Here is a 13919-nt window from a genome sequence, read left to right on the forward strand (position 1 = left end):
CTTCTTTTAGTGTTTGATATAGTGGAGTATCTTTGAGGAGTAGTCACCGCTTATGCCGTCGGCGCCCCATATCTTTGCACAGTTGATACCTGCGTTCATCAGTGCCGCACCCGATATCAGCTTGTCGGGTTCGCTTTCCTCATAGTAGTAAGCATCGGGGTCAAGACCTTTCAGCTTTATCCTGCGTGAGCGCATATTCGGTCTTGCCATTACCTGCACGAACTCGAACAGGGCTTCGCTCTTATCCTTTGCAACGAACATCCATGCATCCCATGTGTTGTCTTCAAACATATTGCCTATGCGGTAGTGGTCGCCTGTGCGGACGAGAGGATTGTACTTCTTGAACTCCTCTATCTGGGCAGGTATCATATCCCTGTCCTCCTGAGGTATGCGTGTTACATCGAGTTCATAGCCGAAAGTTCCCACCATGGCAACGTGCCCCCTTGTTTTGAAAGGAGTATTTCTGCCGACGGTATGGTTGGGGCAGTCGGAAACGTGTGCGCCCATAGCCGAACAGGGGTAGCATATGGAAGTGCCGTGCTGTATCTTCAGGCGCTCAATGGCATCGGTATCGTCGGAACACCATATCTGCGGAGAATAATAAAGCATAGCAGGGTCAAATCTTGCACCGCCGCCCGAGCAGTTCTCCAGCAATATATGGGGATAATCGGCGGTTAGTCTGCCCATGAGGTCATATACACCAAGGACGTATCTGTGCCAGAGTTCGCGCTGTCTTTCGACGGGGAGTGCGGCTGAACCGACTTCTGTAAGCTGACGGTTCATATCCCATTTGATATACTCTATATTGGCATTGTCGAGTATATTCTTCATCATGGAGTAAACGTAGTCGCGTACCTCCTTGCGGGAGTAATCAAGTACGTACTGCTCGCGGCAGAGAGTCAGGGGTCTGCCTTTTATCTGTATAGCCCAGTCGGGGTGAGCGCGGTAGAGGTCGGAATCGGGAGATATCATTTCGGGCTCGAACCAAAGACCGAACTTCATTCCCAGCTTGTTGACTTCTTCAACAAGGTGCTTCAGACCGCCCTCAAGTTTCTTTTCATAAACGAACCAGTCACCGAGAGATGAGTTATCGGAATCCCTGTGACCGAACCAGCCGTCATCCAGAACGAGCATCTCTATGCCCAGCCTGGAGGCCTCCTTTGCGATCGAGATTATCTTCTCGGTGTTGAAGTTGAAGTAGGTAGCCTCCCAGTTGTTGATAAGTATGGGTCGGCGCTTGTCCTTATACTCGCCGCGGATAAGGTTCTCGCGGTAGAGGTCATGGAAGGTGCGCGACATTTTGCCTATGCCCTCATCGGAGTGTACCATTACTACCTCGGGGGCGGTGAAAGTTTCGCCAGATTCAAGGAGCCATTCAAAATCAAGGGGATTTATGCCCATGACGAAACGTGTCTTTTTGTGCTGTGTGACTTCTGCCTGAGCGAAGAAGTTGCCCGAATAAACGAAGTTGAAACCGAAGACCTCTCCCATATCCTCGTCTGCATTATGTGCGCACAGTGCAACGAATGGGTTGTTCTGGTGGGAAGATTCGCCGCGGCAGGAATCTATGCTCTGCTTGCCGTGGTGGAGGGGTGCACGTTCAATATGGCGCTCCCTTGCCCATGAACCGTTCAGCGTTATCATATCCATCTTGTCGGTATCGAATTCAACGCAGGCAGAAAGGGCACGGGTTAGTTTAAGGGGCTTGTCTGAGGTGTTTGTAAATCTCACCGAACGGGTGATAGCATCAAGGTTTTCAAATACAGAATATACCAGCACAGCTTCAAGTCCTGTGTGGGCATCTTCCATGGTGATTTCAAGAGTCTGTGCAGGGCTTTTTTCGGTGGCGAAAGTTGCCGGCATACCCTCGAGAGCAGGCTTGCCGTCATATATCCTGTGGGAAACATATCTCAGGTCGCAGGAGGACATACCTTCGCTGTCAAGTATTTTAAGCGTGCTTTCGCGGTAGTCTCCGATACCGAAGCAGGGATATTCAAATGGAGTGGTATCGAGATACACAGCTCTGTCGCGGTCATTGGTCTCGGGGGTGAAGGGGCTTTCATCAAGGCGCAGCAGCCAGTCCATATCCTCATCGGGGACTTTTTTGCCGTAGTAAACATGTCCGAGATATTCGCCGTTTATCACTTTGAACATATAGTCGGTGTTGTTGGCGCGAAGTTTGAATGAACGTGTTTTTTCGTTGTAGGTTATACTCATGATGGTACCTCCGTTTGCTTATATTACCGTAAGATCGTCGGCTTCGGTGTCTTTGTAGTGCAGAGTGAGTATCTCTGCAAGATCGCTGTGGGTGAGGATATCAAGCCTGTTCATATTATCAAAATCAAGGGAATCCCAGTCGTAACTTTCTGCATCGGGGATACGAACAGTTCCCGTGCAGTATGTTGTAACACGGAAAAGATATTCATTGTTTTCACCTATTGCGTTGATTATCGCGGGCATCTCAAAATTAAGAGTGAGATGACCGTTTTGTTCTTCAAAGTCAGTGACTATGAATTCATCGGACTCATGAACTTCTGCGCGGGCTATTTTTTCAACAGTTGTTTTTTCTGTATATATCAGATGTCTGAGTTCTTCTTTTATATTTTCAAAATCTTTTTCGACGTATTCGCTGACTATGTCCCAAAGGAAAGCTTCTCCTATGATCTCTGCAAGTTCGTTGTTATCCATTGTTATACCTCTGTAGAATAAATTTATCGTTTTCACAATTGTACCAAAAAAAACAGAAATAATCAACACTTGTAAACGATTAGAGGACATATAATTTTGTGAACTTTCTGTAAACGAAGGGATAGACGCCCAAAAAGGGACTTTTCGGGGGTTAACGGGTTGTCATATTTATTACGGCTTTATTACAGTTGAGAACTGACGGCAATTTGACGGAGAACGTTTGAAGTACGTCTTTTGGGACAGACTGTGTAACCGAATGATTACACTGCGGTTACATTAAAGGGAGAAAAAAAGGACGAATGTTGAAATGCTGAAAAGTTTTCAACAATCAAAAAGCGAAAATCAAGTTTTTACACCCTCTTTTCAACAGTTTCAACAGAGTTTTCAACAATTTTGAAGATGAGAATGTTGGATAAAAAGCTGTCCAAAAAAGTTCTTGTTACCGTTTTTTAACTGTTTGTAACTTAATAATGGAAAGTTAATACAGTATCGGAAGGTTAAGCTGATATTTCCCGAAATACAGGGAAAGGGCGAAAATCATGGTTATAGTTGGTATAGTTGGGTAAACAAAAAGAGCTGATCATTCTTGTGAAAAATGTCTAACGAAAATACTTAACAAGATGTTTACAAATAGGCGAAAATATGTTATAATATAAACAGCGGAAACCGAAATGCCGCATTTAATTGCATACCACAGGGTATGATATAAAGTATATTCATGCCCTGTTGTCTAAAAGGAGGATTAACAATGGAAGAACGTTTGCAGACTATACAGTCGGTAAAAAACAAAAAGGTGCAGATAGGCATAATACCCGGACACTATGCCACTAACCATTCGCACGTTAATTATTATGTTGATATGACATCAATAAAGACAAGCCTGAAGATGGCTAAGGAAGCGGCACATGAGCTGGGCAGCACTTATGCCAACACAAATATCGAAACGATAATATGTCTTGAAGGAACAGAGATTCTCGGCGGTTTTCTTGCAGACTATCTTTCACAGGCAGGCATAAACAAGGGTGAGGATATAAACCTTATCACGCCTGAGCTTAATGCAGTGAATCAGATGATATTCCGTGACAACACCCAGAAGAAGATATGGGGCAAGCAGGTACTTCTGCTGATATCCAGTGCTTCAACAGGAAAGAGTATCAGACGTGCTGTTGATTGTCTGCAGTATTACAGCGGAAAGCTGACAGCTGTAGGAGCTATATTCTCGGCTATCGACAAGTTCGATGATATACCTGTACACGCACTGTTCACCGCAGAAGACCTTCCGCATTACGAGAACTATCTTGCTAACGACTGTCCTATGTGTAAGAACGGTCAGAAGGTAGATGCACTGATAAACAGTTTTGGTTATTCAAAGCTGTAATGAACGATATTTCCCCCGGATGCTGCCGTATCCGGGGGATTTTTCTGATACAAAAATCATGTCATAAATTTCCTGTAATAACAACGCGGCAATAGCATACAATATAATCGCAAGCCCGAATAAAACAAAAGGAGAAACGATAATGAAAGGTGTAACAACTCAGCAGGGCAGAGATACTCTCAACAAGTTCAAGATGGAGGCAGCAAATGAAGTTGGTGTCAACATCAAGCAGGGTTACAATGGTGACCTGACTTCAAGAGAGGCAGGCTCCGTTGGCGGCCAGATGGTCAAGAAGATGATCGATGCTTACAAGACAGGCAGCAAGCAGTAAGATCTGCTCCGCCCGACGCGGGCGGGTACATAAAGCCGCGCAATTCATTACACAACAAAAACGGATAGCCGCCAGATAATGACGGTCTATCCGTTTTTCGTGTATGTAATCAGATCAGTGTGACTATCACTTTATAGTAACAGTCACTGCATTTTTGATAGCGTTTGTAGTATCCCATTTGCCGTTAACTCTTGCGGCGATAGCTACTTTGTAGGTCTTGCCGGGGGTGAGATTTTTAGGAGAAGTGTAGGTGGTTCCGGTGATATCATGCTTCTGAACTCTCCACTTTCCTGCCAGATAAACAGCTATTCCGTAACTGTCAGCGTTTTCAACTTTGTCCCATGTGAATCTTGCCTGGTGGAATTCCTCACTGTATTCTACCTTGATGTTGGTGGGATAGGTGGGCTTTGTTTCTTCTTCGATAGACAAGCGCTTGTAGGTGTTCTTGCCGTTGTTTTCGATCACTGCAAAATCGCCGTTGCCGCTGATAACATTTGTGGTTTTATTTGCGTTTACCCATCTTTCGCCGTTGGGAAGTTTTGCGTCAGCTTTTATGTTCTTGAAATTTTCACCCAGAGAAATGTTTTTTAGCTCAGTACAATTATCGAACATACTGATCATATTTGTGACCTTGGAAGTATCAAATCCGCTCAGATCAAGATCTGTCAGACCGGTACAGTCACTGAACATTAATTTCATTTCCGTGACTTTGCTTGTATCAAAATTGCTCAGATCAAGTTCGGTCAGGTTGGAACAGCCTTTGAACATACTGTGGATCTCTTTGAGGTTTCTTGTATCAAAGTTGCTTAAATCAAGTTTAGCAAGATTCTTACATTCAAAGAACATCCATCTCATATCATTAACGTTGCTGGTATCAAATCCACTCAGATCAAGATCAGTCAGGGCTTCACAGTTCCTGAACATTCCTGTCAAATGAGTAACTTTGCTTGTATCAAAATTGCTTAGATCAAGTGTTTTCAGATTAGAACAACCCTCAAACATATAAGGCATAAATGTTACATTGCTTGTATCAAAGTTGCTTAAATCAAGTGTGGTAAGAGCAGAACAGTTTTTGAACATACTTTCAGTTTTTTTAACCTTGCTTGTATCAAAGCTGCTTATATCAAGTGTGCTTAGTTTAGAACAATCGTCAAACATATAAGATATATATGTTACATTGCTTGTATCAAAGTTGCTTAGATCAAGTGTGGTCAATTCGGAACAGCCGCCGAACATACTACCCATATAAGTTACTTTGCTTGTATTAAATCCGCTAACATCAAGCTTGGTCAGGCTTCTGCATCCGCCGAACATAGCGCTCATATCAGTAACATTGTTTGTATCAAAGCTGCTTATATCAAGTGAGGTCAATCCGGAACAGCCATGGAACATACTAACCAAACTAGTGACTTTGCTTGTATCAAAACCGCTCACGTCCAGCTCAGTCAAACTTTCACAACCGATAAACATACCCTTAATATTTGTGACATTGCTCGTATCAAATTTACTAACATCAATTGAGGTCAAAGCACAACAGTTGGAAAACATATTATTGATATTTGTGACCTTGCTCGTATCAAAACCGCTTACATTAACTTCGGGTAGGATTAAACACAAATGGAACATATAGCTCATATCAGTAACATTGCTTGTATCAAAATTGCTTACATTAACTTCGGTCAGGATAAAACAGCCACCGAACATATAGCTCATATCAGTAACATTGCTTGTATCAAAATTGCTTACATCAATAGAAGACAACTTTTTACAATAATAGAACATTTCTGACATATTCGTTACTGCGCTTGTATCAAAATTACTTACATCAACTGCAGACAAATTATTACAATTACTGAACATCCCTGACATATCTGTTACTTTACTTGTATCAAAGCCGCTTACATCAACTGTGTTCATGGCAAGACAGTTGATGAACATTTTACTCATATTTGTAACTTTGCTTGTATCAATTCCGGCAACATCAATTGCAGACAGCTTTTTACAGTCACTGAACATTTCACTCATATCTGTTACTTTGCTTGTATCCGCATTTGAAATGTCGATAGAAACACAATTGTCAAAATTATAAAACAGCTTGCTGCTATCTTCGGGAAAAACTGTACCATTTTCAGCCATAATGAATTTTACATATGCTTTGAAATAATCGCTTAATCCCCTTAATTCATCACCGTTCACATTGCCCTTTAATGTAAGCACACCTGTTGATGCATCGAATGAATAAAAGCTGCCATCGAACGAAGCAGCCTGTGCAGCAATTCCCTGCGAGATAACAGGCGCACCATAGCTGGCAACACCTGCTGCCATACATAGAGACATTACTACCGCTAAAACTTTTTTTATCTGCATTATTATTTCCTCCCAAATATTTACAAACGTAAGCGTATAACCCCCCGCATCATAAAAGCAAACAGCCGGGCAGATAACACCCGGCCGTAACATCATATTCTGGCTTTGATTTCTCCATTTCTCTTTGCGTCCATGTATATTTCTTTGAAATCAGCTTTGCTGTTCGGACCGAATATGATCGGCATAACAGATACCAGGCCATCGGAAATGATCGCATTTTTAAATGGCAGAAGCGCTGCATCAAGCAAAGTTGGCATCGGTGCATTTCTCAGCATTTCCTCCCAACTGCTGACAATGCCGTTTACAAGAAAAACAGAATTGTCATCGATCGATATAAATACCGATCCCTTTTTCCAATGTCGCTCAATGATAAATCTGCCGGTGATGCACCCTTTCCAGCTTTTAAGTATCTCCATGTGTTCTTCGGGCAGATCCGATCGCTCAAGATAATCATCAATGATCCATGTCCGTTCCCATAAAAAGTGGGCAACCTCCGCAGCGTCCTGTGGGTCGATCATTCCTTGCCCGAAATAATCTTCCTCAGGAAGTATATGATATTCTCTGTTCACATAGTCAAGCAGTGGAAAAAACAGTTCATAAAACAGCTTTGCATCTTCATTACTAAGTTTCATTTTCTTCCCTCCATGGTAATAATATCGTCCCCGCAGGCTGTGAAAACAGCTCGGTCAGGTATTTCTCAGCATCAACACCGTTCGCCTGTGCAGTTGAAATGATCGAATACAGCGTTGCACTTGATCTGGCTCCGTTTGCTGTATTTGAAAACAGCCAATTTTTTCGGCCTAACGCAAACGGTCTTATTGCGTTTTCGGCTCTGTTGTTGTCGATAGGCACGTCTCCGTTTTCAAGAAACGTGTAAAGATATTTCCGTTCATTCAACGCATATCTTACTGCATCTGTCAGCTTGCCCTTACCACTGACCTGAACATTTTCAAGCCACGCAAAAAACTCGTCAAGCAAAGGCTTTACCTTCACAAGGCGCTGTTTATATCTGTATTCTGTGGAGCTGTCGGCAAGCAGATTTTCTTCGTGATATATCTTGTTGAAATATTCTACTGCCTTTGCCGCAACAGAAGTGCTGTGCAGCTTTTGGTCGTTCGGAAGAGCCTGAATAAAACCACGCCTTGCATGAGTCATACAGCCGCATCGCTTAGCACCCTCGACTGCATTGTAGGCATCGTATCCGTCACAGATAAGATAGCCGATAAATCCTTTCAGGAAATTCGAGGCGTGCTCACCCTTTCGTGTCGGCTGATAATCGAAAATGATGATGCTCCTGTCATTCATTTTGCCGTTGCAGTAGACCCACATTCTTGATGTCGTGGTAGGCTTTCGGCCTTCCTCGTGAAGCACCTGAACGGTCGTTTCATCGGCATGGATCATCTGCCCTGCGATAAGCGTCTCATGCATTTTCTCCACAATCGGCAAACACCATTTTCGGCAGCAGTGCCTACCCAATTAGACATAGTCGCTTTGAGCAGAGGTATGTTTTTGGAATTAAAGTCCTTTTCCTGACGGTGCAGAGGTACTGACTTTGCATATTTTTCGTAGATGATATGAGCCAGAAGTTCGGGAGAGCAATAGCTTCCCGGGATCATAGCGTGAGGATATGGCGCACGGATGATATGACAAGGTTCGTCCCTTTCTTCGGGCTTTTCTCCGCACTCGGGACACTTGTACTTATGTACTATATGCCTGCGGATATGATATTTTGGCGGCGTAAATATAAGTTCATCGTAAGCCTTTTCGGGAGTCAGTTCTTCCATTTCGGCGCCGCATATTTCGCATACCGGGTTGTCAATTTTGTGATGTTCTTCTTTTACAGGCAGATTGTTCATCCATTCATCGTGAGTGCGTTTTTCTTGCGCTTGTGTTCGGGAACAGTAATTGTTTCGGCAGATTTAGCTGCGGATTTTTCTTCATTGTTTCCGAACATGGAAAGCTGAACACCGAACTCCTTTTCCATAACAACAGATGTCTGCTCTGTTTTTCTTCCGAATATCTGCTTTCTGAACCACGCTAACTGCTGATTGGCAAGTGCTAGTTCTTCCTTGAGAACAGCGTTTTCATTACGGAGCGATACAATTTCCGATGTCATATTTGGTTCGGACATAAAGCACCCCTCCGTTCGTGATGATACTTTAATGATACCACGAAAAGAGGGGCTTTTCAAGCACATATTCTGAATATTCGGTAAGTATTGCCTTAATACAGCGCCCCCGGCTTTCCCTCACGGATAGCCTTCGGCTGCTCTATTTTCAAGCCTTCCAGAAGCCAGCGAATTTGCTGAGATGTGAGCATTACTGCTTCGGTCTCACTGCGCGGCCACTGGAATCTTCCGTTGTCAAGGCGCTTGTACAACAGCAGAAAACCATCGCCCTCCCACAGCAGACCTTTGATGCGGTCACAACGTCTGCCGCAGAACAAAAACAATGCTTTCGAGAACGGGTCAAGTCGAAGCTGAGCCTGAACGATAGTCGCAAGTCCGTCTATCCCGCGTCGAAGGTCGGTGTATCCCGTAACAAGATAGACCTGTGCGTCCGCTGCCAGATCATTCAGCATAGCTCATGCACCAAAGCGGTCAGAGTGTCCGCAGATATATCTGCCGGAAGAGATATTTGAAGTCCGTTTTTCTCAATGCGGATATTTTCGTTTGAGCAAGGAACTGATACAGGAACGATGGTCGGAGAATTTTCGATATACTTTTCACGAACTTTTCTTAGGCGGTTGTAATACGTGTTTGGCTTGATCCCTTTTTCTTTGCACCATTCCCGGATCGTCAGACCGCTTGCCTGCTGTGCTTTGATCTGCGCAGACCATTCCTGAAGCTGCATTTCTTTTTTGATTGTTGTGATGGATGTTGTTTTGTCCATACCTGTTACCTCCTTGTCTAATCGTCTCCAATGAACTCCATGGATCAATTTGGATTATTCAATTTACTTCATGGTGTTCCTTGGAGTTTATTATACTTTATTAGACTTCGGTGGGGTAGGTGCTGGGGGTTATACGCTTACGGTTATATTCTTGGCTGTATTCAACTTTGATGTTGGTAGGATAGGTGGGAGTATAGGTTATATAGGTATTCTTCCCGTTATTCTTGATAACTGCAAATTTTTCGTCACCGCTTACTATTCTTGTAGGAGCTTTCATATTTACCCAGACTTTGCTGTTGGGAAGTTGTGCTTTTTTGAGAACATTTTTGAAATTCTCACCAAGAGTAAGGGACTCCAGTTTATTACAAGAACTGAACATACAACTAGAACTGGACAAATCAGACTTTTCTGTAACCTTGCTTGTATCAAAACCACTTAAATCAAGTGATGTCAATTCACCGCAGCCATAAAACATATAACTGATATCTCTAACATTGCTTGTATCAAAAGAGCTTAAATCCAGTGTGGTTAGTTTGAAACAATCACCAAACATATGATACATATCTTTAACTTTACTTGTATCAAAATTGCTAAGATCAAGTGCAGTCAGGCTATGACACCAAGAAAACATATCGCTCATCTTTGTAACTTTGCTCGTATCAAATCCACTTACATCAAGCGATGTCAAGCTTTTACAGGAACTGAACATACCGTTCATATCTGTAACCCTGCTTGTATCAAATGCAGTAACATCAATTGAAGTCAATTTGAAACAGCCACCAAACATACTACTCATATCTGTAACTCTGCTTGTATCAAATTTGCTTACATCAAGTGATATCAATTCGTTACAGCCATCGAACATATCTCTCATATCTGTAACTGCGCTTGTATCAAATCCGCTTACATCAAGCGATGTCAAACTTTTACAGTAACAGAACATCTCGTCCATATATGTAACTTTACTTGTATCAAATCCACTTACATTGAGCGATTTAAGCTTGCAACAGTTATCGAACATTCTGCTCATATTTGTAACATTGCTTGTATCCGCATTTGAAAGATCGATAGAAGAACAATTTGTATAATTACGAAAAAGAAGGCTGCTGTCTTTAGGAAGAACTGTACCTTTTTCAGCTATGACAGATTTAACACGATAGCCATACTTATTGTTAAATTTACGCAAAGTAGCACCATCAACCGTATCGCTAAGCGTAAGCGTACCTGTTGTTTGGTTAAATGAAAAACCGTTTGTTGCTGAATCAGCTGCCTGCGCAGTTATGCTCTGTGTGATAACAGGTGCTCCATAGCTGACAGTTCCTGCCACCATACAAAGTGACATCACTACTGCTAAAATTTTTTTTAACTTCATATTTATGTCCTCCTGAATTCTAGTGCCGAAAACGGCAATATGTCAATATTTCCTCAAATATGATAGCACAGATGATTATTCATGTCAATTACTTCAATAAATTTTCTTGAACATTCGGCGCTTATCCATAATAAAAAATTATATAATTTTTTATTTTAGACAAATTATTATTCGCTCATCAGATAGATCTTTTTTCTGAGATATAAAGCTATCCGTCAGACTGTCAGTATCCGGATCATTCTTATCATAATATATTTTGATCCTCTTGCCAACGGGAAAAGCATTTTTGAACGATGTCGAACTACGACACTTCTTACAGAAATACTCACCTGTTTATGTGGTGTATTCATACCATGGGGTATAAACATATCTTGCTTTTGAAAATGCTTTATCAAGTCTGATAGCTTTTCCTGAGCAACACACTCCATTCTTTTTTATTGAAAAAAACTCTACCATTTTTATAATGCAATATATGTCTATTATTAAAAATACTATTCCAAATATCCCGAGACAAAAAGTGCCTGCCATAATTCACACTCCCGAAAAAGCAATCTTATTTCTGAGAGAGCAAACCGCTGAAGCCAATGATATTATTAGATTTTTTACGGATATCCGCGGTTTTATCTGCAAAAAGCTCTCGTACTTTTTGAATAGCATTAGTCGGATTCCCCCCCGCACACGCGGGGAGAAGTCGCCGTAATCTTCTAATCCGCCATGCCTCGGTTTTCCCTAAGCCCATAGGTGCTTAAAGGATATATATCCCTGCTGACGAAACATCAGAGACTATGTCCATAACCTCCTGCTGAACTGCATTCGGGACAAAACCAAATCTTTCGTAAAAATCGGGTTATCCGTCATAAGCTTCCCGGTATGACGGAAGCCCTGGTTTTTCAAATGCATAAGCAGCTCGTTCTTCATAGTTATCGGGTGTTATAAAAGTATCTGTAAGCGGAAAATATTCACGCACCGGCTGCTGCATGATGAACAGTTCTGGTATTATTGAGTTTTTTATTAAGTATTATTCTTTCTGAATAAAGCAATTCTGCGTGACTTTCGATATTATCAGTTATTTTGTATTGAAAAGAGTATGTAAGTTTACCTGTATCGTGGAGCAGTGCAGCTGATCGGAGAATTCTACGTATTATGTCTGTACATTCATCTAATGAAGTTTTTATACCCAGCTGTGATGCTAATATTCAAGTTCAAGTTCAGAAAGCCAGTGATCAAATAATCTATTGATCACCGAAGCTGTATCATATGCGTGTGTCACAAATGACAGCCATTTGCTATTGTTCTCCCGAAATCTTCTCGGAGAAGATGCGGTCAACCTGATAACCGCGCATGATCTCCTGCTGACTGGCTGTCTCCTGATGTTCCGTGGAAACACGGATATTACCTATTTTGCTCATAGATGTTGTTTCCTTTCTGATGTAATAATATTTTTCTTTCTGTTGCTTTGTGATTGACTTATTTGCGGTGATGATGTATAATTACTGATAAGGGTAGGCACTTGGTTTACTCGTGAAAATCGGAATTTGGGGCGGATTGTATGAAATTGACTTTGGAAACAGAAAGACTGATTTTAAGACCTTTCACAATAGAGGATGCACAAGAAGTGTTCTTTGGCTGGGCAAACGATCCCGAAGTCACAAAATATCTCACATGGAATACTCACAAAGATATTGAAGAAACAAAGAGGATACTGAGTTTATGGATTGATGAGTATGAAAAGCCTGAACGCCTGAATTTTGCAATAGAACTAAAGAAAGAAGATAAGCTGATTGGCGGAATTGATGTGGTCGGTTATTTAGGAGGTGTCCAAGGTACTCCTGTAATAGGATATAATTTGGCACGGAAATATTGGGGTAATGGCTACATGACAGAAGCCTGTCACTGTGTGATAGAATATTTATTTTCCAAAGGCTATTCTGAAATAAGGATAGATGCTATGTCTGAAAATATTGCTTCTATCAGGGTTATTCAAAAATGCGGCGGTATATTTCTTAAAACCGACGAGGATTATTATCCGTTAAAAGACAAAACAGTGTTAATCAACAGATACATTATCAAGAACAACTAAATTCTGATTTTTTAAGTAACTATACACATCATCACGGCAAGGAGAACCATTCTCCCAGCCGTTATTTTTTTTCAAGCCGACTTTTCTTTCTCTTGGAAGCCTGTTCGTTCTGCATATATCGGGAAAGTGTCCTCTGACTGTCTCGTTTCTGCCTTGCTCGCCGCCTTCATATTCTCACGGTCCTCCCAACGGTCGCCCGTCCCCTCTGTCACTTTGTGACATCTCCCCACACTGTGGGGAGTCACCCAATTCGTTAAGCCCTGAGACTGCTGAAACTTCTCGGCTGTGGTGCGGATAATTCCCGCTGTCGGGCGGTGCGACATTTGGTACTTGTAGCTTATGATACGCTTTCTGATCTGCTGGCTCTCATAGAAGTAGCCCAGTGTTTTCGCCCTTGTAAACTTCGCCCTCGGATTGCGCTCTTTCTGCTCCGCAAGCATAAATTTCAGGTCGATCTTGTGGTCGGGATTGTAAAGAAGATGATCGATGCTTACAAGACAGGCAGCAAGCAGTAAGTTACTGCTTATACCCTGAAAAATACAGCCGCAGTGCATTTATGTTACTGCGGCTGTATTTTTGTGAGGTCAGGAAATCTGACAAAGATGATTTCGTAAAGCTAACTTTGTTTGCTGTTATATTGATGAAAAAATATCATAAGTAATATAGTAGGATATATTTTCCAGATCGTCTTTAGCGTAGGACCTGATTAAAGATGCACTTTGAGAAAAGATATAGAACGGATACAAAGTATGGGTATAAACAATAAATTTATATAATTTGTTGTTGGGGATGCATCTTGTGATTTAGTTCAT

14 protein-coding genes and 2 pseudogenes are annotated in these 13919 nt (G+C 41.9%); 3 read left to right on the plus strand and 13 right to left on the minus strand.

Annotation, left to right across the window (positions count from 1 at the left end; genetic code table 11):
• Positions 1–6 precede the first annotated feature (6 nt).
• Complete coding sequence (locus tag RUMAL_RS00765; protein ID WP_013496902.1) at positions 7–2217, minus strand: alpha-galactosidase; 2211 nt, start codon at positions 2215–2217, stop codon at positions 7–9.
• An 18-nt stretch (positions 2218–2235) separates the two neighbouring features.
• Positions 2236–2688 (minus strand): hypothetical protein, encoded by a 453-nt coding sequence (locus tag RUMAL_RS00770; RefSeq protein WP_013496903.1) that lies wholly within the window; start codon positions 2686–2688, stop codon positions 2236–2238.
• Between the two features lie 748 nt (positions 2689–3436).
• Between RUMAL_RS00770 and RUMAL_RS00775 the strand changes: the two genes are divergently transcribed.
• On the plus strand, positions 3437–4066 hold the full coding sequence (locus tag RUMAL_RS00775) for a type I phosphoribosyltransferase (RefSeq protein ID WP_013496904.1): 630 nt from the start codon (positions 3437–3439) through the stop codon (positions 4064–4066).
• A gap of 142 nt (positions 4067–4208) precedes the next feature.
• A complete protein-coding gene (locus tag RUMAL_RS00780) occupies positions 4209–4397 on the plus strand; it encodes an alpha/beta-type small acid-soluble spore protein (RefSeq protein WP_013496905.1) in 189 nt (62 codons plus the stop codon).
• 126 nt (positions 4398–4523) lie between these two features.
• On the opposite strand, the gene RUMAL_RS20420 is transcribed toward RUMAL_RS00780, so the two are convergent.
• The 10 genes and pseudogenes from RUMAL_RS20420 to RUMAL_RS21520 form a co-directional block, all read right to left on the minus strand.
• Entirely contained in the window at positions 4524–6764 is a 2241-nt protein-coding gene (locus RUMAL_RS20420) for a BspA family leucine-rich repeat surface protein (protein WP_050793246.1), read from the minus strand.
• Between the two features lie 92 nt (positions 6765–6856).
• On the minus strand, positions 6857–7396 hold the full coding sequence (locus RUMAL_RS00790) for a hypothetical protein (RefSeq protein ID WP_013483890.1): 540 nt from the start codon (positions 7394–7396) through the stop codon (positions 6857–6859).
• A pseudogene (gene tnpC, locus RUMAL_RS22280) lies at positions 7386–8620 on the minus strand (IS66 family transposase). The gene RUMAL_RS00790 and the pseudogene tnpC overlap by 11 nt, the downstream one beginning before the upstream one ends.
• Positions 8617–8895: an IS66 family transposase gene (locus RUMAL_RS22290; protein ID WP_043550556.1), complete on the minus strand. Its 279-nt coding sequence runs from the start codon at positions 8893–8895 to the stop codon at positions 8617–8619. Before RUMAL_RS22290 ends, tnpC begins: the two are co-directional and overlap by 4 nt.
• Before the next feature lie 92 nt (positions 8896–8987).
• Entirely contained in the window at positions 8988–9344 is a 357-nt protein-coding gene (gene tnpB / locus RUMAL_RS00805; protein WP_013483393.1) for an IS66 family insertion sequence element accessory protein TnpB, read from the minus strand.
• A complete protein-coding gene (gene tnpA / locus RUMAL_RS00810) occupies positions 9338–9655 on the minus strand; it encodes an IS66 family insertion sequence element accessory protein TnpA (RefSeq protein WP_013483496.1) in 318 nt (105 codons plus the stop codon). The genes tnpB and tnpA overlap by 7 nt, the downstream gene beginning before the upstream one ends.
• Before the next feature lie 100 nt (positions 9656–9755).
• Positions 9756–11027, minus strand: coding sequence for a BspA family leucine-rich repeat surface protein (locus tag RUMAL_RS20430; protein WP_013496907.1), 1272 nt, complete (start codon positions 11025–11027; stop codon positions 9756–9758).
• A gap of 333 nt (positions 11028–11360) precedes the next feature.
• The gene (locus RUMAL_RS00820) at positions 11361–11555 is read right to left on the minus strand and encodes a hypothetical protein (RefSeq protein WP_013496908.1); all 195 of its coding nucleotides are present in this window, start codon (positions 11553–11555) and stop codon (positions 11361–11363) included.
• Between the two features lie 431 nt (positions 11556–11986).
• Positions 11987–12223, minus strand: coding sequence for an HD domain-containing protein (locus RUMAL_RS22885; protein WP_157865488.1), 237 nt, complete (start codon positions 12221–12223; stop codon positions 11987–11989).
• Between the two features lie 99 nt (positions 12224–12322).
• Positions 12323–12436, minus strand: a pseudogene (locus tag RUMAL_RS21520) (recombinase family protein); the annotation flags it as partial.
• A gap of 140 nt (positions 12437–12576) precedes the next feature.
• On the opposite strand from RUMAL_RS21520, the gene RUMAL_RS22295 reads away from it, so the two are divergent.
• A complete protein-coding gene (locus RUMAL_RS22295) occupies positions 12577–13107 on the plus strand; it encodes a GNAT family N-acetyltransferase (RefSeq protein ID WP_013496909.1) in 531 nt (176 codons plus the stop codon).
• 71 nt (positions 13108–13178) lie between these two features.
• Here the strand turns inward: RUMAL_RS22295 and RUMAL_RS22300 are convergent, their stop codons facing one another.
• Positions 13179–13661, minus strand: coding sequence for a hypothetical protein (locus RUMAL_RS22300; protein WP_028504159.1), 483 nt, complete (start codon positions 13659–13661; stop codon positions 13179–13181).
• Positions 13662–13919 lie beyond the last annotated feature (258 nt).

The organism is Ruminococcus albus 7 = DSM 20455 (genome assembly GCF_000179635.2).
In the GTDB taxonomy this organism is placed as follows: Bacteria; Bacillota; Clostridia; order Oscillospirales; family Ruminococcaceae; genus Hominimerdicola; species Hominimerdicola alba.

What these genes read in the sequence shown, in the direction of transcription:
- RUMAL_RS20430 (WP_013496907.1), bottom strand. Translation starts at nt 11,027, where the DNA reads ATGAAGTTAAAAAAAATTTTAGCAGTAGTGATGTCACTTTGTATGGTG.
- RUMAL_RS00780 (WP_013496905.1), top strand. Translation starts at nt 4,209, where the DNA reads ATGAAAGGTGTAACAACTCAGCAGGGCAGAGATACTCTCAACAAGTTC.
- RUMAL_RS00765 (WP_013496902.1), bottom strand. Translation starts at nt 2,217, where the DNA reads ATGAGTATAACCTACAACGAAAAAACACGTTCATTCAAACTTCGCGCC.
- RUMAL_RS00775 (WP_013496904.1), top strand. Translation starts at nt 3,437, where the DNA reads ATGGAAGAACGTTTGCAGACTATACAGTCGGTAAAAAACAAAAAGGTG.
- tnpB (WP_013483393.1), bottom strand. Translation starts at nt 9,344, where the DNA reads ATGCTGAATGATCTGGCAGCGGACGCACAGGTCTATCTTGTTACGGGA.
- RUMAL_RS00770 (WP_013496903.1), bottom strand. Translation starts at nt 2,688, where the DNA reads ATGGATAACAACGAACTTGCAGAGATCATAGGAGAAGCTTTCCTTTGG.
- RUMAL_RS00820 (WP_013496908.1), bottom strand. Translation starts at nt 11,555, where the DNA reads ATGGCAGGCACTTTTTGTCTCGGGATATTTGGAATAGTATTTTTAATA.
- RUMAL_RS22290 (WP_043550556.1), bottom strand. Translation starts at nt 8,895, where the DNA reads ATGTCCGAACCAAATATGACATCGGAAATTGTATCGCTCCGTAATGAA.
- tnpA (WP_013483496.1), bottom strand. Translation starts at nt 9,655, where the DNA reads ATGGACAAAACAACATCCATCACAACAATCAAAAAAGAAATGCAGCTT.
- RUMAL_RS00790 (WP_013483890.1), bottom strand. Translation starts at nt 7,396, where the DNA reads ATGAAACTTAGTAATGAAGATGCAAAGCTGTTTTATGAACTGTTTTTT.
- RUMAL_RS20420 (WP_050793246.1), bottom strand. Translation starts at nt 6,764, where the DNA reads ATGCAGATAAAAAAAGTTTTAGCGGTAGTAATGTCTCTATGTATGGCA.
- RUMAL_RS22295 (WP_013496909.1), top strand. Translation starts at nt 12,577, where the DNA reads ATGAAATTGACTTTGGAAACAGAAAGACTGATTTTAAGACCTTTCACA.
- RUMAL_RS22300 (WP_028504159.1), bottom strand. Translation starts at nt 13,661, where the DNA reads ATGCACTGCGGCTGTATTTTTCAGGGTATAAGCAGTAACTTACTGCTT.